The sequence below is a fragment of the Promicromonospora sp. NPDC059942 genome (genome assembly GCF_042731755.1).
GTDB lineage: Bacteria > Actinomycetota > Actinomycetes > Actinomycetales > Cellulomonadaceae > Promicromonospora.
Map to the genome: position 1 here is coordinate 390,198 of NZ_JBHWLR010000005.1, position 22,393 is coordinate 412,590.

Annotated in this window: 19 protein-coding genes; 7 read left to right on the forward strand and 12 right to left on the reverse strand. The window is 73.9% G+C overall.

The features are described 5' to 3' along the window. Positions 1 to 46 precede the first annotated feature (46 nt). Positions 47 to 1,189: an amidase family protein gene (locus ACFV9Q_RS11145; RefSeq protein ID WP_377234468.1), complete on the reverse strand. Its 1,143-nt coding sequence runs from the start codon at positions 1,187 to 1,189 to the stop codon at positions 47 to 49. A gap of 309 nt (positions 1,190 to 1,498) precedes the next feature. Here ACFV9Q_RS11145 and ACFV9Q_RS11150 point away from each other — a divergent pair, with 309 nt between their 5' ends. Then, positions 1,499 to 2,491: a LuxR C-terminal-related transcriptional regulator gene (locus ACFV9Q_RS11150; protein ID WP_377234469.1), complete on the forward strand. Its 993-nt coding sequence runs from the start codon at positions 1,499 to 1,501 to the stop codon at positions 2,489 to 2,491. Here ACFV9Q_RS11150 and ACFV9Q_RS11155 read toward each other — a convergent pair. The 3 genes from ACFV9Q_RS11155 to ACFV9Q_RS11165 all read right to left on the reverse strand — a co-directional run bounded on the left by ACFV9Q_RS11155 (position 2,484) and on the right by ACFV9Q_RS11165 (position 4,696). Next, on the reverse strand, positions 2,484 to 2,768 hold the full coding sequence (locus ACFV9Q_RS11155; protein WP_377234470.1) for a hypothetical protein: 285 nt from the start codon (positions 2,766 to 2,768) through the stop codon (positions 2,484 to 2,486). The two genes, ACFV9Q_RS11150 and ACFV9Q_RS11155, sit on opposite strands and share 8 nt — an antisense overlap. A 6-nt stretch (positions 2,769 to 2,774) precedes the next feature. Further along, on the reverse strand, positions 2,775 to 2,909 hold the full coding sequence (locus tag ACFV9Q_RS11160) for a hypothetical protein (RefSeq protein WP_377234471.1): 135 nt from the start codon (positions 2,907 to 2,909) through the stop codon (positions 2,775 to 2,777). Positions 2,910 to 3,100: 191 nt separating this feature from the next. Next, positions 3,101 to 4,696, reverse strand: coding sequence for a peptidase inhibitor family I36 protein (locus tag ACFV9Q_RS11165; protein WP_377234472.1), 1,596 nt, complete (start codon positions 4,694 to 4,696; stop codon positions 3,101 to 3,103). Positions 4,697 to 4,946: 250 nt separating this feature from the next. Here ACFV9Q_RS11165 and ACFV9Q_RS11170 point away from each other — a divergent pair, with 250 nt between their 5' ends. Next, positions 4,947 to 5,813 carry a GNAT family N-acetyltransferase gene (locus ACFV9Q_RS11170; RefSeq protein WP_377234473.1) on the forward strand — a complete coding sequence of 289 codons (867 nt, stop codon included), beginning with the start codon at positions 4,947 to 4,949 and terminating at the stop codon, positions 5,811 to 5,813. A 133-nt stretch (positions 5,814 to 5,946) separates the two neighbouring features. Here the strand turns inward: ACFV9Q_RS11170 and ACFV9Q_RS11175 are convergent, their stop codons facing one another. Next, positions 5,947 to 7,095 carry an acetamidase/formamidase family protein gene (locus ACFV9Q_RS11175; RefSeq protein ID WP_377234474.1) on the reverse strand — a complete coding sequence of 383 codons (1,149 nt, stop codon included), beginning with the start codon at positions 7,093 to 7,095 and terminating at the stop codon, positions 5,947 to 5,949. Between the two features lie 83 nt (positions 7,096 to 7,178). Next, positions 7,179 to 7,751 carry a TetR/AcrR family transcriptional regulator gene (locus ACFV9Q_RS11180; protein ID WP_377234475.1) on the reverse strand — a complete coding sequence of 191 codons (573 nt, stop codon included), beginning with the start codon at positions 7,749 to 7,751 and terminating at the stop codon, positions 7,179 to 7,181. A 68-nt stretch (positions 7,752 to 7,819) separates the two neighbouring features. Between ACFV9Q_RS11180 and ACFV9Q_RS11185 the strand changes: the two genes are divergently transcribed. Together ACFV9Q_RS11185 and ACFV9Q_RS11190 are read left to right on the forward strand one after the other, a co-directional pair. Continuing rightward, entirely contained in the window at positions 7,820 to 8,815 is a 996-nt protein-coding gene (locus tag ACFV9Q_RS11185; protein ID WP_377234476.1) for a DMT family transporter, read from the forward strand. Next, the gene (locus ACFV9Q_RS11190; protein ID WP_377234477.1) at positions 8,812 to 9,489 is read left to right on the forward strand and encodes a GNAT family N-acetyltransferase; all 678 of its coding nucleotides are present in this window, start codon (positions 8,812 to 8,814) and stop codon (positions 9,487 to 9,489) included. The genes ACFV9Q_RS11185 and ACFV9Q_RS11190 overlap by 4 nt, the downstream gene beginning before the upstream one ends. On the opposite strand, the gene ACFV9Q_RS11195 is transcribed toward ACFV9Q_RS11190, so the two are convergent. Next, a complete protein-coding gene (locus ACFV9Q_RS11195; protein ID WP_377234478.1) occupies positions 9,443 to 10,231 on the reverse strand; it encodes a DUF3626 domain-containing protein in 789 nt (262 codons plus the stop codon). The two genes, ACFV9Q_RS11190 and ACFV9Q_RS11195, sit on opposite strands and share 47 nt — an antisense overlap. A 143-nt stretch (positions 10,232 to 10,374) precedes the next feature. Next, the gene (locus ACFV9Q_RS11200) at positions 10,375 to 11,283 is read right to left on the reverse strand and encodes a hypothetical protein (RefSeq protein ID WP_377234479.1); all 909 of its coding nucleotides are present in this window, start codon (positions 11,281 to 11,283) and stop codon (positions 10,375 to 10,377) included. A gap of 79 nt (positions 11,284 to 11,362) precedes the next feature. On the opposite strand from ACFV9Q_RS11200, the gene ACFV9Q_RS11205 reads away from it, so the two are divergent. Beyond that, positions 11,363 to 13,123 carry a protein kinase gene (locus tag ACFV9Q_RS11205; protein ID WP_377234480.1) on the forward strand — a complete coding sequence of 587 codons (1,761 nt, stop codon included), beginning with the start codon at positions 11,363 to 11,365 and terminating at the stop codon, positions 13,121 to 13,123. A gap of 79 nt (positions 13,124 to 13,202) precedes the next feature. Here ACFV9Q_RS11205 and leuA read toward each other — a convergent pair whose 3' ends face one another. Next, the gene (leuA, locus tag ACFV9Q_RS11210; RefSeq protein WP_377234481.1) at positions 13,203 to 15,032 is read right to left on the reverse strand and encodes a 2-isopropylmalate synthase; all 1,830 of its coding nucleotides are present in this window, start codon (positions 15,030 to 15,032) and stop codon (positions 13,203 to 13,205) included. A 255-nt stretch (positions 15,033 to 15,287) separates the two neighbouring features. Beyond that, positions 15,288 to 17,444: a hypothetical protein gene (locus ACFV9Q_RS11215; RefSeq protein WP_377234482.1), complete on the reverse strand. Its 2,157-nt coding sequence runs from the start codon at positions 17,442 to 17,444 to the stop codon at positions 15,288 to 15,290. Positions 17,445 to 17,664: 220 nt separating this feature from the next. On the opposite strand from ACFV9Q_RS11215, the gene ACFV9Q_RS11220 reads away from it, so the two are divergent. Further along, positions 17,665 to 18,432 carry a 4'-phosphopantetheinyl transferase family protein gene (locus ACFV9Q_RS11220; protein WP_377234483.1) on the forward strand — a complete coding sequence of 256 codons (768 nt, stop codon included), beginning with the start codon at positions 17,665 to 17,667 and terminating at the stop codon, positions 18,430 to 18,432. 71 nt (positions 18,433 to 18,503) lie between these two features. On the opposite strand, the gene ACFV9Q_RS11225 is transcribed toward ACFV9Q_RS11220, so the two are convergent. Together ACFV9Q_RS11225 and ACFV9Q_RS11230 are read right to left on the reverse strand one after the other, a co-directional pair. Further along, positions 18,504 to 20,156 (reverse strand): alpha/beta hydrolase family protein, encoded by a 1,653-nt coding sequence (locus ACFV9Q_RS11225; protein WP_377234484.1) that lies wholly within the window; start codon positions 20,154 to 20,156, stop codon positions 18,504 to 18,506. A 77-nt stretch (positions 20,157 to 20,233) separates the two neighbouring features. Further along, entirely contained in the window at positions 20,234 to 20,839 is a 606-nt protein-coding gene (locus tag ACFV9Q_RS11230; RefSeq protein ID WP_377234485.1) for a PadR family transcriptional regulator, read from the reverse strand. 85 nt (positions 20,840 to 20,924) lie between these two features. Between ACFV9Q_RS11230 and ACFV9Q_RS11235 the strand changes: the two genes are divergently transcribed. Continuing rightward, positions 20,925 to 22,148: an FAD-dependent oxidoreductase gene (locus ACFV9Q_RS11235; RefSeq protein WP_377234486.1), complete on the forward strand. Its 1,224-nt coding sequence runs from the start codon at positions 20,925 to 20,927 to the stop codon at positions 22,146 to 22,148. Positions 22,149 to 22,393 lie beyond the last annotated feature (245 nt).

Here is a 22,393-nt window from a genome sequence, read left to right on the forward strand (position 1 = left end):
CTGATGCGCCGATCAACCCTACGTTCGGCAGCCGACGCTCCGCCCGCTACAGCGCGAGACGGGACGCCAGCGCGAGCAGCGCGCGGTCCGAGCCTGCCGGGCCGACCAGGCAGGCGCCCGCCGGGAGCCCGCCCGACGTCGTCACCGGCACCGACACCGCCGGCAGGCCGCCGAGGCCCGCGACGCAGGTCAGCAGCATCGTCGCCTCGCGGGCGGCCTCGGCGTCCTCGGGCCGCGGCGCGACGGTCGCCGTGGACGGCAGCACGAGCACCCGCTCCCCCAGCCGGTCCCGGATCTGTGCCCGCGCCCGCGCGACGTCGGCCCGCGCCGCCTCGGCGTCGGCCGCGCCGATCGACCGCGCCCGCTCGAACCGCCCGCGCACCGCGGGGCCGAGGGTGTCCATCCGGTCGGCCAGCCACGCGCCGTGCACGGCCCACGCCTCGGCCGCCTGGAGCGTCTGGAACGCGGCGAGCCAGGCCGGCTCGGGCGCCCAGTCGACCGGCTGCGCACCGGCGGCCCGCGCGAGCTGCCCGACGGCGTCGCGCACCTCGGGCGCGGCCAGGTCCAGCAGGGCGTCGCTCACCACGAGCGGCGCACCCTCCGGGAGCGGGGCCGGATCGGCCGGGAGCAGCACCTCGCCCACCCGGGCCAGCGTGCCGGCGTCGCGGGCGAGCCAGCCCACGGTGTCGAACGACGGGGCCAGGGGCAGCAGGCCCCCGGACGACACCGCGCCGTGCGTCGGCCGGATGCCCCACAGCCCCTGGTAGGCGGCGGGCACCCGAACCGACCCGCCGGTGTCGGTGCCCAGGGCGATACTCGCCTGGCCGGCGGCGACCGCCGTGGCCGGGCCCGACGTCGAGCCGCCGCTGATCCGCCCCGGCGCGCGCGGGTTGGGCGGGGTGCCGTGGTGCGCGTTCGCCCCGGTCAGCGAGTAGGCGAACTCCTCGGTCTGCGCGATGCCCGCCACGGCGGCACCGGCGTCGAGCAGCCGCGCGACGGCGTCGGCGTGCTCCTCCTCGACGGGCGCAGCCGCGAGCCAGGCCGGGTTGCCCGCACCGACGCGCTCGCGGGCCACGGCGAACAGGTCCTTGACCGCGACGGTCTCGCCGTCGAGCACGCCGGAACCGGTGGGGGCGACCAGCGGACCGGGCTCGGGCCGGACCCGCCACACGCTGAGATCAGAAGCCATGCGCACATGCTGCCAGGCCCACGTGCGGGCCCGGGCTGGCCGGAGGTGCGCTTCTACCCCGTCATTGGGCCCGGAATGCAGCGAGTTCCGGGCGCAATGACGGGGTAGAAGCGCACCTCCGGGAGCGGACCGGGCGACGAGCGACGGGCAGACCCCGGTAGGAGGGAGAGTTCGCAGGTCAGCGGCCCACAACGGGCAGCGGGTGAAGTCCGCGCAAACCTCTGGTCGCGCCCGTCGGCCCTGTGCGATCCTCCGAGACCGGGACTGCCACCGGGCGCCCCTTTGGTCTGTCCGATCGGGGAGTCGAAGATGCTGCAAGGCCTGGGGCTGTCCGGAACGGCCGAGTCCGTCTACCTGCAGATGCTGCGCGACCGCGATGCGGGACCCGACCAGATCGCCGAGGCCCTCGGGATCGACGAGCGGCAGGTCCGCGACGCACTGGACGAGCTCTCCCGCCTGATGCTCGTCGAGGCGTCGTGGGCGGGCGACGACGGGTTCCGCCCTGTCAGCCCGGAGATCGGGCTCGCCGCCCTCCTCGCCCGGGAGCAGGCGCAGGTCGCGCAGCGCAACCAGGAGATCGAGGAGGGCCGCGTCGCCCTGGCGCGCCTCGTCTCCGAGCTGCAGAACGTGCGCAAGGGGCCCGACGTCGAAGTGCTGGAGACCGCGGAGGAGGCGCGCGACCGCCTCGCGACGCTCACCGAACGGTGCACGCAGCAGCTCTGCACGTTCGTGCCCACCCGGGCCACGTCGTCGCGCGCGCTGGAGTCGAGCCGGGCGCTGAGCCAGCGCCTGCTGGACCGGGGCGTGCGCATGCGGACCGTGTACCTGGAGAGCATCCGCAACGACCAGGCCACCTGGGACCACGCGACCTGGCTGCGCAACAACGGGGCCGAGGTGCGGCTCGCCGCGACGGTCCCCGTCCGGCTGCAGATCATCGACCAGGGCTACGCGATGGTCCCGCTGGCCAACACCGAGGCGGGCTCCGGCGCGGTGGTGATGACCTCCCCCGGCGTCGTGGCCGCCCTCATGGCGCTGTTCACGCAGACCTGGCGCTCGGCCACCCCGCTCGGCGCGGACCGGCGGCGCGACGACGACGGCCTGTCGGTCCAGGAGCACGAGCTGCTCCGGCTGTGGGCCAAGGGCGCCACCGACGAGACCGCCGGCCGCCGGCTGGGCGTGTCCCTGCGGACGGTGCGCCGCCTCAGCAGCGCCCTCATGGAGCAGCTGGACGCCGGCAGCCGCTTCCAGGCCGGCGCGCGGGCGCTGGACCGGGGCTGGCTGGACCCGGCCGACCTCAGCTGAGCTCCGCCGGGCTCCAGACCCGGACCGCGCCCAGCGACCATTCGCGCAGCTCGAGGGAGTCCGCCGCGGCGAGCAGCAGGCGGCACCCTGTCGCCGCCGCCTGCTCCAGCGGGACCAGCAGGAAGATCACCACGCCGAACCCCGTGGGCAGCGTGCCGGCGTAGACGTGCATCAGCTGATCCTGCGGTACGGCGACGGCCTGGACCGCCTCGACGAGCTCCGCCGACGTGGTCCAGGCCGTGGTGGGCGCCTCGACATGGATGCTGACGACCCGCATCGATCGTCAGGGCTGGGCGGGGGTCGGCGGGGCCGTCTCCCACTGGGGGTCGGAGGCACTGGCGGCGACCTGGCCGGTACCGGTGAGCAGGAGGGCGGTGAGGACGACGACGGCGACGCGCTGCACGTTGTTGATACGCACGATGAATTCTCCGTTTCGACGCGGGATTCTTGCTTTCTGTCTTTCATTCTTTCCCGCCGTCGGCCGGGTAACAAGACAATGGCACTGACCTGACCGTGCCACGACAATTCCTGCCGCGCGGACAGCAAATGGCACGGTCCTGCCACCGCATTCGGTGGCAGGACCGTGCCATTGTCAGCCGGGTGACCGGATCACATGTTCACCCGGATACCGAAGTCACCCCCGTAGACGTTCGTCACGTGCACGCTGGTCGAGTTGCGCGGTGGCGCCGCCTCGACCATCTGGCCGTTTCCTAGGTATATCGCCACGTGATAGGTGCTCGACCAGCCACCCCACATGATCAGGTCACCGCGCTGCAGGTTGCTCATGGAGACCTTGGTGCCCTTGCTGAGGTGGGCGCCGGTGTAGGTGCCGATGTCGACGCCCGCACCCTGCCAGAACGCGTACTGCGTCAGGCCGGAGCAGTCGAAGCCGAACCGGCTCCGGTCGTCGTAGCCGCCCGGGCTGCAGCAGATGCCGTAGGTCGGGCCGTACTTGTTGCCGCCGCCCCAGGAGTAGGTGTAGCCCTGGCCGGTCTGGGCCAGCGCGGCCTGGATGACCCGCTCGACCTTCTGCGCGTAGTCGCCGCTGGTGTCGCCACCGGGGCTGCCCGGGTCGACCGGACCCTCGGAGACCGGGCACGTGGTGCCCGTGATGAACTTGTGGGAGGCGTTGTTGTTGTAGAGCGTGCCGTTCAGCGCGCCCTTGAAGCCCGCCGCCACGGCCTGCGAGGAACCGCCGTAGTAGCTGTTGTAGTAGACGCAGACGGTCTTGCTGGACCGGTTCCACACCGACGCGGCGTTGTTCTTGATGCACTCGCCCTGGCCGGCGCCCGCACCCTTGAAGTCGTAGCACGACGGCTGCGAGGTGCCGTAGTCACCGACCGAGTCGGAGAAGTCCGAGATGGACCCCGCGTTGCCGCTGTTGTAGTAGTAGCAGATCTCGCCGCTCTCGCAGGTGCCGCTGCGCGAGCCGCCACCGGGGGCGGTCGCCCCGACGAACTGGTGCGAGGCGTTGTTGTTGTAGAGCGTGCTGTTGAGCGCGCCCTTGAACCCCGGGGCGACGTCCTGGTAGGTGCCCGCGTAGTTGCTGTTGTAGTAGACCCGGACGGTCTTGGTCGACCGGTTCCACACCGACGCGGCGTTGTTCTTGATGCACTCGCCCTGGCCGGCGCCGGCACCCTTGAAGTCGTAGCACGTGGGCTGCGAGTCGCCGTAGCTGCCGGCGGACTCGGTGAAGTCGGAGATCGACCCCGCGTTGCCGCTGTTGTAGTAGTAGCAGAACTCGCCGTCCTCGCAGGTGCCGCTGCGTGCCCCGGTGTCGTTGCCGGTGCTGCCGACGAGCTGGTGCGAGGCGTTGTTGTTGTACAGCTCCGCGCTGAGCTGGCCCTTGTAGCCCGAGCCGATGTTCTGGTACTCGCCGCCGTAGCCGGTGTTGTAGTAGACACGGACGTTCTCGCCGGTCCGGTTCCACACCGAGGCCGCGTTGTTCTTGATGCACTCGCCCTGGCCGTTGCCCGACCCCTTGAAGTCGTAGCAGGACGGCTGCGCGGTGCCGTAGTCGCTCACCGAGCCCGTGAAGTCCGAGACGGACCCCGCGTTGTCGCTGTTGTAGTAGTAACAGAACTCGCCGCTGTCGCAGACCCCGTCACGTGCCGCGGCGGACGCAGGTCCCGCCACGCTCACGAAGGCCCCCAGGAAGGTGGCCAGCAACGCGATCATCGCGAGAAGCGCAGGTGCTCTTCTCATCAACATTCTCCCTTCAGCGGGCCGTTCTCCGGCCCGGTGCTTTCTCTGCCGATTCGGGATGCCGGACCGGATAGGAAAATGTTTGCAATTCACGGACAATGCCGGGAAGTGGGATGACGGTGCCACGAACCGTGAATGACTGCTCGGGACAACTACCGCGCTCCTGGCACCAAGATGCACGCCGCGGGCATGGCACACGTGGGCCAGAAAAAAGATCGCGAGCCGGTGGGCCGCGGGGTTGGATCGCCGTATGACCGTCATCATGAGCACGCCCGGCACGGGCGACCTGGCCGTCGCGACCGACGCGCTGCGCGCGTGGCAGGACGATGCCCGGCCCGTGCAGCTGCACCCCGGGGACGTGGGCTGGTACCAGCGGTTCGGCGCCGGGACCGCCGCGGCGGCCGTCCGGACCTGGAGCCGGGACGGCCGGGTGCTCGCCGTCGGCCTCCTCGACGGGGCACGGGTGCTGCGCATGACGACGGCGCCCGACGCCCACCGCGACGAGGAGCTGGCGCGGCGGCTGGTCGCCGACGTGACGGCGCCGGAGCGCGGGGTGCTCCCGGACGGGGAGGTCAGCGTCGAGGCGCCGCCGGGCGCCCTGGTGAGCGACCTGCTCGCGGCCGAGGGCTGGCGCACCGAGGAGCCGTTCACGCCGCTGCAGCGCGACCTCACCGACCCCGTCGAGGACCCGGGCGTGCGGGTCGAGGTGGTCGGCCCGGACCGCGTGAGCGACCGGACCCGCGTGCACCGGGAGGCGTTCGGCGGCCCGACGTTCACGGACGAGCGCTGGCACGACATGGCGGCCGGCCCGCTGTACGCCGACGCGCGTTGCCTGCTCGCCTACGACGACGCGGGAGTGCCCGTCGGCGCGACGACCGTCTGGTCGGCCGGCCCCGGCAGGCCCGGCCTCGTCGAGCCCCTGGGCGTGCACCCGGACCACCGCGGTCGCGGCTACGGCCGGGCGATCACCGTGGCCGGTGCGGCCGCGCTGCGCGAGCTCGGGTCGTCCAGCGCCGTCGTCATCACGGAGGCCGCGCTCGTCGGCGCGGTCGCCACGTACGTGTCGGCAGGCTTCGAGCGGCTCCCCGACCGCCACGACCGCCAGCGAGCCGCGTAGGGTCGCGGGCGCGTCCGTAGGAGTGGCCGAACGTAGGGCCTGTCGGCGCATGAACGCTCAAGCGCCGACCGTCCCTACGTTCGACTCGTTGGGGCGCGCCGCACGGCTCGCCGCCGGCGGGCCGCAGCGCGCCCTAGCGTGGCTGGAAGTCCGCCTTGCGGATCCGTGCGTGCACGCCCTTGACCACGTCGACCACCTGCGAGATGTCGAAGTCCGTGGCGGCCGACAGGTACGCGTAGGCGTGCGCGGGCGACATCCCGTACCGCACCTCCAGCAGCGCGATCGCCGCGCGCACGCAGTTCTGCACGGCCACGTCGAGGTCACGGTCCAGCCCGGTCGGCACCAGGAACTCCGTGGTCTCGGCGAGCGGGCCGGCCAGCTCGCCGAAGGCGGCGACGGCGTCGGCGGCCGGGACGAGGTCGAAGCCGAGCCGCACCCGGAGCGAGGCCTCGAACGCGGTGAGCGCCACCTCGCCGTCGCCCTGCGCGAAGTGCGGGTCGCCCACGTACGCGAGCGCGCCGGCCACCTGCACCGGCAGGTACAGGGTGGAGCCTGCGCCCAGCAGGTTGATGTCGATGTTGCCGCCGAACGGCCCCGGCGGCACCGAGTGCGGCCGCTCGTCCCCGGCGGTGGCGACGCCCATGATGCCGAGGAACGGGTGCAGATCGAAGCCCACGCGGCGCTCGGCGCCCTCGGCGAGCGGGATCGAGCCGCGCCCCGCGCCGTCGGCCCAGGAGTCCACCTGGGCGAAGACGCTCACGATGTCCGCCCCGCCGGCCGGGTACTCGCCGGGCAGGGAGCCGCGGCCGTGCCGGTTGGAGATCACGCCGTACGGCACCCGGGGGTCGGTGGACAGCACGCGGATCGCGAGGAGGTCGCCCGGCCGCGCGCCGCGCACCTCGACAGGCCCGGTGACGACGTGGCCGCCGTGCGCTCCCGGCACGTCGGGCAGGCCGGGCGTGCGGGCGCCCAGGCGGGACGTGCGGGCGGCGGCGAGCTCGACGGCGTCGGCCAGGACGGCGTCCTCGGCGACGCCGCGCTCCGCGAACCAGGCGAGCGGGTCGCCGCCCTGGTCCTCCAGGATGCCCTCGTGGGACAGGGTGTCGACGACGACCTCGTCGCCCGGGTCCACGGCCAGCACCGCGCGGTCCGCCGCGCAGGGCAGCCGGCCCCAGTAGGCGGTCTCGGTCGAGGTGGGCAGGTACGCGGCCCCGTCGACGACGGCGGTGCCGGCGCCGGCGCTCGTCCCCGTGCCGGGCTGGAGAATCGTCTGCTGGTGCACGGGCCGAGAGTACACAGCGGGTGTTGCGGGCCCGCGGCGCCGGCGTTGCGGCCGGACGCCGTCGGCGGCGCGCCCGGGCGCCGTCAGACCTGGAGCAGCGCCCGCGCCGCGGCACGCGCGGCGCCGAACGCGTCCGGCTGAGCGCGCGTCGTGTGCGCCACCATCGCGCCCTCGTAGAGCAGGTGGACCTGCTCGCCGAGGCGCTCCGCTTCCGGGTGGCCGGCGTCGCGCAGCAGGCGCTGGAACTCGGCGAGCATGTACTGCTTGTCGGCCAGGATCACGGCGTTGCCCGGGTGCTCGGTGGCACCGATCTCGCCGTGGGCGTTGACGAACGCGCACCCGCGCACGTTGTCGTCGGCCCACTCCTCGGCGACCTCAAGCGCGACCAGGACCTGTTCGAGGCCCGTCGCCCCGCGCTCCGCGAGCCGCCGCCCGAACCACGTGGCCCACCGCTCGTGCCGGCGGGTCAGGTAGGCGGCCACCAGGGCGTCCTTGGACCCGAACCGGTCGTAGAGCGTCTTCTTGGTGACCCCGGCCTGGTCGGCGATCAGGTCGACGCCGACGCCGCGGATGCCGCGCTCGTAGAACAGGGCGCTGGCCGCGACGAGGATCCGCTCGCCGGCGGGGGTGTCGGGGTTGGGGGTGCGGCGGGGCACGGTGCCTCCATGGGTTCTGGGTGCAGGTCCACTGCGAGTATACCGACCTGTATGGTTACCTGGTTGGCATGACTGATCGGACGAGAAGAAGCCTCCTGGGGCACCTCGCCCCCGCCCTGCTCGTGGTGATGTGGAGCTCCGGCTTCGTGGGCGCGACCTTCGCGGCGCCGGTCGCGCCCGCCGCGACCACGCTCCTGTGGCGGTACGTCGTCGCCGGGACCCTGATGGTCGTGGTGGTGCTGGCACTGGGCCGCCGGTACGGCGCGCGCTACCTGCGGCGCGAGGCGGTGCTGGGCGCCCTCGGCCAGGCCGGCTACCTCTACGGCGTGTTCCGCGCGGTCGAGGAGGGCCTGCCGGCCGGGACCGCTGCCCTGCTCGCCTCGCTGCAGCCGGCCCTGGTCGCCGTCGTCATGTCCGGGTTCGGGCGGGGGCGCGGGACCGGGGCCGGAGGCGGGCGCGGCGGCGGGCGCGAGTCCACGAGCAGCGGCGGACGGCGCCAGGCCGTCGGCATGGCCGTCGGGTTCGCGGGGGTCGCCCTCGCCGTCGGGCCGGACGTCGCCGCGGGGAACGGAGCCGCGGGCGCACTCTGGGCCGTGCTCGGCATGCTGTCGCTCTCGGCCGCCACGGTGCTGGGCGACCTGTGGCCGGCGCCCGACGAGCCGGGCGAGCACGACGTGCTGGACTCGCTGGCCGTGCAGGGCGTCGTCGCGCTCGGGATCTTCGCCGTGCTCGCCCTCGCGAACGGCCAGGCCGCGCCGCCCAGCGACCCGACCTTCTGGCTGGCGATCGCCTGGCTCGTCGGGCTGGCGTTCCTCGGCGGCTACGGCATGTACCTGTACGTGCAGCGCACGCGCGGGCCGGTGGCGGTGAGCACCTGGCTCTACCTCACCCCGGCGGTCTCCGCCGCGTGGGCCTGGGCCATGTTCGGCCAGGACCTGCCGCTGCTCACCGTGGCGGGGTTCGTGGTCAGCCTGGCGGGGGTGCTCCTGACCCGACCCACCCGACGGGCCGCGGATGAAACCCGGCCTGGAGCGCCCGTGGCGTCGGTACGCTCCGGGCCGTGAGGATCACCGACTTCCGGCCGCGGCAGAGCAGGGAGGCCGCCGAGGTCGCGGCGGACGCGTTCGCCGACGACCCGCTGTGGACGCACACCGTGCCGGACGCCGGACGGCGTCGCCTGCCGCACCTGATCATGCTCCGGGCGGGACTGCGCATCCTGCGTCCGCCGCAGGCCGCCCGGGTCGCGCTGGACGACGGCCGGATCATCGGCCTGGCCACCTGGACCACCGCCGGCACGGAGGACCCCTACGACCCGTTCTCCCCCACCCAGCGCGTCGACCCCCGGCTGACCCGCGCCACGCGGTCGCTGGTCCGCCGCGCGGGCGCCGACTGGCCCCGGCTCTCCGCCCTGTACGCCACGCTCGCCCAGTCGTACCCGAACGAACCGGGCTGGTTCCTGGGCACGCTCGTGGTGCTCCCGGAGCGGCAGGGCACCGGCGTCGGCAGCGCGCTCCTGCGCGACGGCCTCGCCCAGGCCGACGCCGCGGGCCAGCCGGTCTCGCTGCAGACCAGCACCACGCAGAACGTCGAGTTCTACCGGCGGTACGGCTTCGAGGTCACGCGGACCTTCGCCGAGCTGTACCCGGGGTCGCCGCCCCTGTGGAACCTGCGCCGGCCGGCTTCGGCGCAGGTCACCACGCATGCCCCCAGCGCGCCACGTGGTGCCACACCTTCTTGAGGTCCTGCGGGTGCTGCTCACCCGCCCGCACGGCCGCGCCGATCGCCCGGGCGTCCAGCCGGCCGTCCCTGGTGTGCCCGACTGCGACGGCGCGCGCGACGTCCACGATCTCCGGTCCCCGGAACTCCGGGCGCGCGGCCACCTCGTCCACGTGCAGCGAGAACCCGTGGTGCCACTCGACGGCGACGCCGAGCCCCTCGGCAGCCCCCGCCTCGGCCGTGCCGCGGTAGCAGGGGTCCAGCACCAGCGCCTCGACGTCGTCCGGCAGTGAGACGACGCCGTGCACCTGGGCCTCGACGTAGTCGTCCAGGAGGTCGTGGACGCCGGCCGTGGTGTCGGCGTCCGCCAGCGCGACCAGCGGCGCCGGGTCGACGGCGGCGAAGTGCTCCGGCTCCAGGAAGGAGTCCGGGTAGCAGAACGTGGTGCGCTCCAGCACGTGCGGGCGCAGGCGCAGGTGGGCGGAGCCGAAGCGGACGGCGGCGCCCGCTTCGCGGCGGCGGTGGTTCAGCGCGCCGTAGCGCGGCCGCAGGTGGGGTGCGGCGTCGTCGTACCGGCCGTCGAACATGCGCTGCTCCCAGCGCCACCGGTCGCCGCCCTGGTGCGCGGTCAGGCCGCCGTTGCTGGTGCCCGTCTCGAACTGGGAGCGCCACACGCGGTCGTGGGCGAGGCGCTCGATCAGCGTCTCGCTGCCGTCGGCGACGAGCCGGTCGGGGTGGAAGTTGATCGTGACCAGCCAGTTCATGCCGGGAGGCTACCTGGCATCACTGGTAGGCGTGAGATCGGCAGTTGGCATCGAGGTCGGCACAGGCCTGTGCCGACCTCGATGCAGACTGCCGACGTCGAGCGCCGGCCGGGCCGGAGCAGGGCCGGCGCCGGGTCAGGGCGTCAGTCCTGCGTGTCCAGCATCCGGCGTCGGGCGCGGACCAGCGCGGCGCCCGCGGCCGTGAGGCCGAGCGCGACGGCGGCCACGCCGGCGACCTGTACGCCGGTCTGCGCGAGGGCGCCGGGAGCCTGGGCCTCGCCGATCGCCTGGATCGGCAGGCCGATGTCGACTCCGGTGCCGAGCCCGGGCGTGTTCGACACCGGGATCGTGCCGCCGTCGTCGGACCCGCCGCCCGAGCCGCCGCCGTCGCCGTCGCCCCCGTCGCCGGGGTCGCCCCCGCCCGGGCCGCCGCGCTCCGGGCTCTCCAGGAGGTCGTCCACGACGCCGTCCTCGCCCGTGACCGCGCCGATCGTGCCGGGCACGTCGCCGCGGCCGAGGTTCTCGCCCACGGAGCCGACGTCGCCGATGATCTCGGCGGGCAGGTCGTCCAGCACGCCGCGCCGGGGCTTGTCCGCGCCGAGGACGTCGTCGACGGCGCCCTCCTCGCCGGCCACCGACGTCACCGCGCCGGACACGCCGCGCACGACGTCCTCGACCGGGCCGCTGCCTGCCGCGGGCTTCTCGGTCCCGCCGCTGGTCACGCCCTTCACCACGTCGTCGACGGCGCCGTCCTTGCCGGCCACCGCGTCGACGGCGCCGGTGACGCCCTTGACGGTGTCGTCGACCGCGCCGTCCTTCTTCGTCACCTGCTCGACCGTGTCCGTCACCTGGGTCAGCGTGCTGTCGACCGCGCCGCCCTTGCCGACCACGGCGTCGACGGTGCCCGACAGCAGGTCACCCAGGCCCGCGGACTGCTGCTCGACGCTCGACGTCGTCCCGTCGGCCGCGGTCGCGGAGACGGCGCCCGTTACCAGCAGACCACCCGCGACGAGCACGGACGGCAGCGCGCGGCTCACCAGCTTTCGCTTCATGGTTCTCCCCCTGCATCTGAAGTTGTGGGAACGCGAGTCACCATGACCGAAATATCGGGTGAATTCAAGGATATCCGGTATGTTTCGCACCATGATCGCGCCAGGCTCAGGGGAAGCCCCGCAGATCCACCCGCTCGAGCCCGGCGACCCGCAGGAGCTGGGCGGATACCAGCTTCTCGGCCGCATCGGAGCCGGCGGCATGGGGGCTGTCTATCTCGCGGAGACCCGCACCGGCCGCAAGCTCGCCCTCAAGGCGATCCTGCGGGAACACGTCCAGGACCCAGAGTTCCGCACGCGGTTCCGGCGGGAGGCGGCGGCCGCGATGAAGGTGCGCGGCCGGTTCCTGGCCACCCTGATCGACGCCGACCCGGACGGCGACCAGCCGTGGCTGGCGGTCGAGTACGTGGCCGGCCCCGCGCTCTCCGCCGTCGTCCGCACCCAGGGTCCCCTGCCCGAGCCCGACGTGCGCCGCATGCTGGCCGGCGTGGCCGAGGCGCTGCGGTCGGTGCACCAGGTCGGCATCGTGCACCGCGACCTCAAGCCGTCCAACATCCTGCTCGCCCAGGACGGCCCGTACGTCATCGACTTCGGCATCGCCCAGGGGTCCGACTCGACGTCGCTGACCCGCACCGGCCTCAAGGTCGGCACGCCCGCCTTCATGGCGCCCGAGCAGGTGCGCGGCAGCCTCGCGACACCCGCCGCCGACGTCTGGGCCCTGGGCGCCGTCGCGCTCTACGCCGCGACCGGGCAGCGCGCCTTCGGTGAGGGCGACACCACCGTCGTCTACTACCGCGTGGTCCACGAGGAACCGGACCTGAGCGGGTGCCCGGAGTGGCTGCTCCCGCTCGTCCAGGCGTGCCTGGCCAAGGACCCCGAGGCCCGGCCCGGGTTGCCGGAGGTGCTCGACTTCCTCGACGACGTGCCCGCGGACGGGCGGACGGGCGCCGCGAAGATCCTCCCGGCCGGGGCGGGCACCGGTACGGCCGGGGCGGGCGCCGGCACGGCCGCCGGCACGGAGGACGACGACGCGACCGCGCTGCGCGACGACGGGACGGTCGTGCGGGCGGACGGCCCGGCGTCGGCCGCGCTGGCTGCCGCGGCGTCGGAACCGGCGTCCGGCCCGGCGTCCCAGCCGGCGTCCGAACCTGCACCCGGGCCGGCGTCCGGGGCGGAACCCGAGCCCCAGGCGCCCCGCCGCGGCCTGCTGACCCGGCCGATCACCTGGATCGTCGCGGCGGCCGTCGTGGTGATCGTCGGGGGCGGCACGACGGCGGCCGTGCTCGGCCTGCGGTCCGGGGAGGCGGAGGCCGGCACGACGGGAACGCCGTCGGCGGCGCCGTCCGGACAGACCTCGGACCCGGCCCCGGCCTCCGGTGAGCCGTCCGCCTCGGCCTCCACCGCGCCGCCGTCGGTCATCGACGAGTGCCTCGTGGGGCGCTGGGAGCAGACGGACCTGGCGACGGAGATCTCGGCCCAGGGTGAGACGTACCCGACCACGGGCTGGACCGGGCGGGTGGTGGAGTTCCGCCCCGACGGGACCCAGGTCGTGGAGTTCGACGACGCGGAGCCGCTCCGCGCCGACCTGCCCGCCGGGGAGTACGTCGAGACCTGGAGCGGCACGGCCACGTACACGGTCTCGACGAAGGGCGGCACGCTCACCTTCGAGACGGTCGACTTCGGCGACACCGAGGTCACACGGAAGCTCGGCGACAACGGCGACAGCTACGAGCCCGAGGGCCTGTCCCAACCGCTGGAGTACACCTGCGACAAGACGACCCACACCCAATGGACGAACGGCTTCGAGGCAACGTTCCGCCGCCTCGACCAACCCCCGAACTAGTTGAGTGCTGGGTATCTGCGGGTTTCCGGCCGGAAAACCCGCAAACACCCAGCACTCAACGACGGGGTGGGTGGGTAGGTCAGGACGCCGCGCGCTCCGCGCGGTTGACGGCCGAGACGATCGCCTTCAGGGACGACAGCGTGATCGACGGGTCGATACCGACGCCCCACAGGACGTCGTCGCCCACCGCGCACTCGACGTACGCCGCAGCGCTCGCGTCGCCGCCCTCGGACAGGGCGTGCTCGGTGTAGTCGAGCACCCGTACGTCCACGCCCACCTGCGCGATCGCGTTCACGAACGCGTCGATCGGGCCGTTGCCCGTGCCGGTCAGGGTCAGCTCCTTGCCGCGGTCGGTCACGTCCACCTCGAGCGTGTCCTGCGCGCCCTCGGCCGAGACGGCGCGGGTGCCGCGCAGCGTGAGCCGGCCCCAGTGCTCCAGGCCGGACGATGCGTTCTCCTCGACGGGCAGGTACTCGTCGGTAAAGATGCGCCAGATGTCCGCGCCGGTCACCTCGGTGCCCTGCTCGTCGGTCACCTTCTGCACGGCGTGCGAGAACTCGATCTGCAGCCGGCGCGGCAGGTCCAGGTTGTGCTCGCTCTTGAGCAGGTAGGACACACCGCCCTTGCCCGACTGCGAGTTCACGCGGATCACGGCCTCGTACGACCGCCCGACGTCGCGCGGGTCGATCGGCAGGTACGGCACGCCCCAGTCCAGGTCGTCGACGCCCACACCGGCAGCCTCGGCCCGCCCGGCCATGTGCTCGAAGCCCTTCTTGATGGCGTCCTGGTGCGAGCCCGAGAACGCCGTGAACACCAGGTCGCCCACGTAGGGGTGCCGCTCGTGCACCGGCATCTGGTTGCAGTGCTCGACCGTGCGGCGGATGCCGTCGATGTCGCTGAAGTCGATCTGCGGGTCGATCCCCTGCGAGAACAGGTTCATGCCCAGGGTCACCAGGTCGACGTTGCCCGTGCGCTCGCCGTTGCCGAACAGACAGCCCTCGATGCGGTCGGCACCGGCCAGGTAGCCCAGCTCGGCGGCCGCGACGGCCGTGCCGCGGTCGTTGTGCGGGTGCAGCGACAGGATGACGTTCTCGCGGTGGGCGAGGTGCCGGCTCATCCACTCGATGGAGTCCGCGTACACGTTGGGCGTGGCCATCTCGACGGTCGCGGGCAGGTTGATGATGACCTTGCGCTCCGGCGTCGGCTCGAAGACCTCGATGACCTCGTTGCAGATGCGGACCGCGAACTCCAGCTCCGTGCCGGTGTACGACTCCGGGGAGTACTCGTAGTAGATCCGCGTGCCGGGGACCGTCTCCTCCAGCTTGCGGCACAGCTTCGCGCCGTCGAGCGCGATGTCCACGATGCCGTCCTGGTCGGAGCGGAACACGACCTCCCGCTGCAGCACGGACGTCGAGTTGTACAGGTGCACGATCGCCTGCTTGGCGCCCGTGATCGACTCGTAGGTGCGCTCGATGAGGTGGGCCCGGGCCTGGGTCAGCACCTGGATCACCACGTCGTCGGGGATCCGGTTCTCGTCGATCAGCTTGCGGACGAAGTCGTAGTCGGTCTGGCTCGCCGACGGGAAACCGACCTCGATCTCCTTGTAGCCCATCTGGACCAGCAGCTCGAACATGCGCAGCTTGCGCTCCACGTCCATCGGCTCGATCAGGGCCTGGTTGCCGTCCCGCAGGTCCACCGCGCACCAGCGCGGGGCCTTCTCGATGCGCTTGCCCGGCCAGGTGCGGTCAGGCAGCTCGAGGCTGATCTGCTCGTGGAAGGGCCGGTACTTCTGCGTTGGCATGCCCGACGTCTGCTGCGGGTTGTCCTCGATGATCCCGCCTGCTGCGCCGTGCACGGTCGTCTCGTGAACTCCGCCGGGGGTGGTGGCGGTGATGCTGTTCTCCATCATGTGTCCTTCGCTCGGTGAGGTTGGCCGGCACACCAAGCCTCCGCGACGAGGGACCGGCCTGTCTAGGCCTCGTCGCGGCAGCGAAGGAGAAGGATCACCGTCAGGCGCACGCCGTCACTGTACCCCTCGTCCGGACCGCGGGCGCCAGTCACGCCCACGATCCGGACCTGACCCCACGTGCAGGAGCGACGCCCAGCGCACACATGTCAGACGTACAGGTCACCGGAGTGACCTGTACGTCTCACATGTCGGGGGTCAGCGGCGGCTGCGGAGGGCCGCGTCGACCTGGGGGTCGCCCAGGGCGCCCAGCCAGTCCAGCAGTGCCGGGTACGTCGACGGGTTCGCCGCGACCTGCGGGCGCAGGTGCGGGGCCTCCTGGACGATCTTCGCCAGGTCCGCGAGCGGCGTGGCCGGGTCGAGCGCGACGGTGGGGGTCCACCGGCCGCCGACGGGCGGCAGCACCGCGGTGTGGCCCGACTCTGAGCCGTAGTCCGACGCCGCGGCGCCCTGCGCACTCTGCGTGCCCTGCCCGGTCACGACCCGGCGTGTCGGGTGCTCCTGGCCCTCGTCGGGCCCGGTCGAGCCCTCCGCGGCGGCCTGCTGGCCGTTCCCGACGGGCCGGATGCGCGCGGTCGGGTGCGCGGTGGGGTGCGCCGTCCGCTGGGTGTCCGACGCCGGCTGCGCGGCCACCGGCGTCGCGCCCGAGCGGACCGGGGGCATCGTCGCGGTCGCGTCGACCGGCGCGGCCGCCGCCGGCAGGTCCTCGACCGTGCGCATCGAGCCGAGCGAGACCTCGCCCGAGACCGGCTGCGCGGGCTGCGACGCCTGCACGGGGGCCACGCCGCGCTGCGCGGCGCTGGCACCCGCGACGGTCCGCACGGCACCAGTGGAGGTGACCCGGCGCGGCTCGGCGGGACGCCGGAGCTCCGGCGCGCTGCGCACGGGCTCCTCCGGCAGGGTGACCGGCGGGGCCTTGTCGCCCTTGGGGCGCGCCGGGGCCCACACGTAGGCCTGGCTGCGGTCGACGTCGGCCTCGCCGCCGATGCCGGCGGTCTGGAAGTGCTCGCGCACCGCCTTGGGCACCATCAGCGCGCTCGCCGCGACGATGGGCAGGGCGAGCGCCATGAGCAGGTCGCCGAGGTTCACGCCCAGGCTCGCGCCCGACGTCGCGATGACGACGACGAGGCCCAGCACGCCCGCGACGCACGCGGCGCCGACGGCGGGCACGTGGCCCGTGTTGGGGTCGCGCTTGAGGGAACGGCGCGCGAACCAGGCGATGCCGGCCACGACGACGCCGAGCACGAGGCGCAGCACCAGCGTGACGCCGGCGCCGGACCCGATGAAGCCGGGGTCGATGAGCTGCACGAGCGCGGCCAGCGCGCTGCACACGGCGAGCAGGACGATGACGTCGAACGCGCGGATCGCCACCCGCACCCAGACGCCGGCGGCGTGCTCGGTGCTCTCCTCTGCGTCGGCCGCCGCGGGGTCGCGGCGCACGGCGGGCGAGCCCGCCAGCGCGGCGGCGAGCGGGAGCAGCACCAGGCCGAACCTGCTCGGGTCGGTGACGCCGGGCTGCATGGACTCCATGCCGGTCAGCCCGCCGCCGGACGTGAAGACGAACAGGAGCGCGAGCACGATGCCGACGGCGACGAGCACCAGCCGGGACGGCCGGTCGTGCCGCACGGTGCCGCCCACCAGCAGCCATACCAGGCCGAGCGAGAGCGCGAGCCACACGGGCGCCAGGAGCCGGTCGCCCAGGGTCGCGCCGTCGGCGAACTCGGCGAGCAGCGTGGAGATGACGGCGCCCAGGGCGATGAGCGCCCCCACGCCGGCGAGGCCGAAGCGCCAGGCGCGCACCACGGCGCCGTCCTGGTCGACGGGCCCGAGCTCGCTGTCGCGCGGGGTCGCGGCGAGTGCCGCGCCGGCGAGCGCGAGGCCCAGGCCGGTGCCGACGCCCGCGCCGCCGCGCAGGTCGAGCACGAGGTGGACCAGGCCGATCACAGCGAGCGGGAGCCCGGCGATCAGGCGGGCGCGGCGCGTCGAGTGCACGGTCCACGTGACGGGCAGCACGCCGAAGCGCGCGAGGTAGGGCAGGGTCAGCGAGGCGAGCGACAGCGCGACCGCCAGCACGACCTCGACCCGGTCCGCCGAGCGGTCGGCGAGGTTCCACGGGAGGGCGAGCGACACGAGCAGGGCGAGCGCGGCGATGGCGTCCCGCACGTAGTCGGCGGCCGCGATGTTCGCGAACGGCCGGACCTCGCCGGAGTCCTCGGCGGCGGTGCCGGGCCCGGTCTCCGGGGCGAGCGTGGCGACGTGCTCGTGGCCGAGGCTCTCCGTCGGCGCGCCGTTGGCGTCGTCCGCACCGGCTGCCGAAGTTCTCTCGTCACGCTCCGAAGCGTGCTGGTCCATCATCCGTTCACTCCTCGATAACGCCGCTGGTCGAGACTGGGGAAGTGTGGCTGGCGGCGCTGGGGCCCACCACGTTTCTACCCGTTGGGTACCGGCTCTGTCAGGCCGTGGCACGGCGAGTCCGGTCACACCTGTATTTCTGCGCACGTCCATCACATCTGGTGTGCGTGCGACATCCGCCGTCGGCGACAGCCGGCAGCACACCGAGGTCACAGGAGAACGCATGGACCCAGCAGCCGCACCGGCACCCCGCACCTGCGAGGTCTGGCTCGTTCCGGTCCGACGCCGCGAAGCCTGGACGCGCCTGCTGACCGTACCGGATCGGGAGCAGCTCGTGGGTCTGGACGCACTGGCCGGCGACGTCCACCTGACGTCCCGCGCGGCGCAGCGGCTCATCCTGTCCCGGTATCTCGGCGTCGCCCCGGAGGAGGTCGTGGTGGAGCGCGGGTGCGACCGGTGCGGCGACCCGCAGCACGGCCGGCCGCACGTCGCGGGCGCGGCGCTCGACTACTCGGTGTCGCACACGCGCGCCTGGGTGCTGGTCGCCGTGGTCGGCGACGGCCGGGTGGGCGCGAACCTCGACGCCCGGCCCGCGGACCGGGACCTGGACGACCTCGCGGCGGCCGCGCTCTCGCGCGCCGAGCACCACGCCTGGCGCCGTCTCCCGGCCCGCGACCGCGCGGACGCGCTGCTCGCGTCGTGGACGCGCAAGGAGGCGACGACGAAGCTCACGGGGCACGGCCTGGCGATCCCCCTGCGGGACCTCGACGTGACCGGGCCCCGCCCGAGCCTGGTCACGGCCGACCCGTCGGTCCGGCTCCCCCACCCCCGGCCGTACCTGACGCACGTGCCCGCACCGGCTGGGTACAGCGCGGCGCTGGCGACGACCACCCACGTGGACCAGGTGCGGCACCTGCGGCTCCCGGACGAGATCCCCGACGCCGCCCCGGCCCGCCGGCTGGCGGGAGCGGCGGTCCAGGTCGGCTGCTGACGCCGGTTCACCAGGCGTTCGGCGACCACGAGCAGAGCCGGTGCGGTCGTTTCCGGCCTGTTGAACCGAAGTCAGATTCCCAGCTGGTACGCACCCCAGTAGGCGAGGGTGACCAGCAGCGCCGTCGCGCCCAGCACCGTGGCCCAGAAGCCCGTGGAGACCACGGCGACGGCGGCGCGGTGGGGACGGTGCGGCTCCGGCCGGACGGCGTCCGCGGGGCCCGGGACGGCGCGGTCGGCGTCCGGCGGCACCGGGTCGGCGCGGCCGGCGTCCGCCGGACCCCGGTCGGCCACCGACAACCTCAGGTCGCGCACCCGGTTCAGCAGCAGCGCGGCGGCGACGACGGCGACGAGACCCAGCAGCCGCACCGCGATCCAGCCGCCCTGCACCACCAGGGCGTTCTTCTCGTAGTCCAGGGCCAGCCGCGCGACCGCCCCGAGGTAGGCGGCCAGGCCGAGCATCGTCGCGACCGACCCGACACCCAGCCCGGTCAGGGGTGCGCGCAGCCCCCGGGCGAGACGGACACCCGGGCGGCCGGACCGCCGTCGGGCCACACCGCCCGCGACGGCCACGCCGCCCAGCAGCAGCGGGCCCACGACCAGCAGCCCGCCGGCGGTGACGACCACCCCGACCAGCCAGTCGCCGTCGCCGTACCAGTGCGGCTGCGGCACCGGGTTCGCGAGGTAGAGCTGCTCGGGCTGCGCCCCGGCGACCTGCGGCGGGGCGGACGCCGTGGCCGGCAGCCCCAGCACCCAGTCGGCGACGTCGCGCGCGAAGTCGGGGTGCAGCACCAGCCCGCCGGGCGTCTCCACGTTGATGCCGTGGTTGGCGCGCTCGTAGAACCGCACCGTCACGTCGTCGGCGTGGGCCAGGAGCTCGCGCGTGCCCTGCTCCAGCGGCATCGAGGCGTCGTTGGTGCCGAAGACCGCGAGGATCGGGTCCTCCTGCTCCCGGAGCCAGGGGCGGACGTCGAAGTCGGCGTACTCGAACCCGCCGCCCGGCACCTTCATGCCCACCGCACGCGGGATCGCCCGGAACACCCCGCCGGGCACGTCGGTGTTGCGCAGGTAGTTGTCGACGGCGTAGGCGGCCTGCTGCCGCGGCGGCACCACGGGCGCCGAGACCAGGACCTGGAACGCGAGCCGCGGGTCGTCCACCATCATCACCGGCGACACCCACGCGCCCTCCGACTCGGCGTACAGGCCCACGTCGTCCGGGTCCACGCCCGGGACCTCCCGCAGGAACCGCACCGACCAGGAGTAGTCGCGCGCCATCTGCTCGTAGTCGCGGTGCCGGGTCGAGTAGTTGTCGAGCCGCTTGTCCGGCACCAGCGTGGTGATCCCCGCGCTCGCGAGCGCGGTCGCGGCCAGCGTGAACGCGTCGGTGGCCTTGCCGGTGCCCGCGCCGTGCACGAACACGATCCCGGGACGGCCGGCGTCCTCGCCGGCAGTGCCGGCATCGGGGTCGCCCGTCTCCACCGGCTCGCGCAGCAGCCCGCCCACCTCCCGGCCGTCGGCCAGCGGGATGGTCACCGCGGTCTCGTGGACCTCGAAGTCACCGGGTTCCCCGGCTTCGGGGTCGGCACCCCCGATCGCCGTCGAGGAGGTGGCCATGTGCAGGTGCTCGGTCACCGGTTCCGGCTCCCAGGCGGGGCCCGCGACGGCGCCCGTGACGGCCAGCGCGACCAGGATCGCGGCGGAGGTGGCGACGGTCCGAAAGAACACCTTCGGATGCTACGCCCGGCGCCCCGTTCCCTCGATCCGGAACGCGCCCCGAGCAGGCTGATCACCCGGACGCGACCTCACACCGGCGGGCGCGAGTCCAGCATCTCCTGCGTGTCCCACGTCAGCTCCCCCGACCGCAGGTCGGCGACCACGCCGCGCACCCAGTCCAGCTCCGCGCGCGTGGTGACCAGGAGGTGCTCGTGCTCCAGCAGGAGCACGCGGGGCAGGCCCCACTCCTGCGCGTCGGCGGCCTCGCGCTCGGCCGCGGCCAGTGCGGCCTCCAGCGCCGTGACGCGCTCCGCGAGCCGGTCCCGGACCAGGTCCGGCCCGGTGATGGCCACCACGGCCAGCACCGCCCGGAACTCGGGGAACTCGCGCGCGGGCGTCGCGAGCGCCGCGTCCATCCAGCGGCGCAGGGCCGCGGAGCCGTCGGGCGTCAGGGCGTAGACGATCCGGGCCGGGCCGGCGTCGGCCGCGAGCTTCTCGTGCACCTCGATGAGGCCGTCGCGCAGCAGGCGCTCGATCGACTGGTAGACGCTGTTGCTGCGGGCCACGTTGACGACGTCGTCCTTGCGCCGCGTCTTGATCAGCCGCTGCATGCGGTAGGCGTGCATCGGCTCCTCGGCGAGCAGCGCGAGCAGCACCATGGCGAGCGGGGAGCGCGGCCGGGAGTCCTGGGTCACGGCGCCCAGCCTAGGCGGCGGGGTGGCGGCTGCTTGTCGACGAGACACCTTGCCATCTTATGGTTAGCCATTTTATGGTGAGTGCATGAGAGCGATCATCATCGGAGCGGGCATCACCGGACCCGTGACCGCCATGGCCCTGCAGAAGGCGGGCGTCGACGCCGAGATCCACGAGGCCTACGGCCGCACCGCGGACGGCGTCGGCGCCTACCTCACCCTGGCACCCAACGGGCTGGCCGCCCTGCGGGTGCTCGACATCGACCACCGTGACCTCGGTGGTTTCGACACGCCCGCGCTGGAGCTGCGCGGGTCGAACGGGCGGCTCCTGGCCCACCTCGGGATGGGCCGGGACGGCGACGCGGGCACGGTCAGCCAGACCGTCCGGCGGTCCGACCTCTACGTCCGGCTGCGCGACGAGGCCGTGCGCCGGGGCATCCCGATCCACTACGGCAGGCGGCTCGTCGACGCCGCGACGGTCGGGGGCGCCGACGCCGCGGCGGCGGGCGCGGGCGGCGTCGTCGCCTCCTTCGCCGACGGCACCACCGTCGAGGGCGACCTGCTGATCGGGGCCGACGGCCTGCACTCGCGCACCCGGGCGATCCTCGACCCGGCCTGCCCGCCGCCCCGCTACACCGGGCTGCTCAACACGGGCGGCTACGCCTCGGGCGTCTCGGTGGACGGCCCCGTGGGCGTGTTCACCATGATCTTCGGCCGACGAGCCTTCTTCGCCTACGTGAACCGCGGCCCGGGCGACGTCTGGTGGTTCGCGAACGTGCCGCGCGCCCGCGCGGCGACCGATGCCGAGCTCGCCGCCTGGACCCCCGACCGGTGGCGCGCGGAGCTGGTGCGCCTCTTCGCCGACGACGCCGGACCCGCGCTGCGGATCCTCGCCGCCACGCCGGAGATCATCGCGCCGTGGAACACGCTCGACCTGCCGAGCGTGCCCGTCTGGCACCGCGGGCCGATCGGGCTCGTGGGCGACGCGGCGCACGGCATCTCGCCGACCTCCGGGCAGGGCGCCTCGCTCGCGATCGAGGACGGCGTGCTGCTCGCCCGGTTCCTGCGCGACCACCGCGACCCGGCCTCGGCGTTCGCGGCCTTCGAGGCGGCGCGCCGGACGCGGGTCGAGCGGCTGATCGCCCAGGCGAAGCGCACCTCGAACCAGAAGATCCCCAACCCGCTGACCCGGGTGCTGCGCGACCGCGTGATCCTGCCGCTGGTGAGCCGCGCCGCGGCCCGCACCACGAACGACTGGGTCACGGACTACCGCATCGACTGGGACGCCCCGGTCGACCGCCTCCCGGCGTGACCCCGTCACCCGACCCCCGGCGTCCGCCCGAGTCGCCCATCCACGGCGTCCGCCCGATCACCTTTGAGGCCCTGTTTTCTCCTCTTTCAGCCGCCTGAAAGAGGAGAAACCAGGGCCTCAAAGAGAACCCGCCGAAGCAGGGCGGCCGCGGCCCGGCCACGGGCGACGCGACCGCTGGCGGCGGCCGCCCGGCTGCTGGCGGCCACGGGCCGGCCACGGGCCGGCCACTGTCAGCCTGGCCCGCG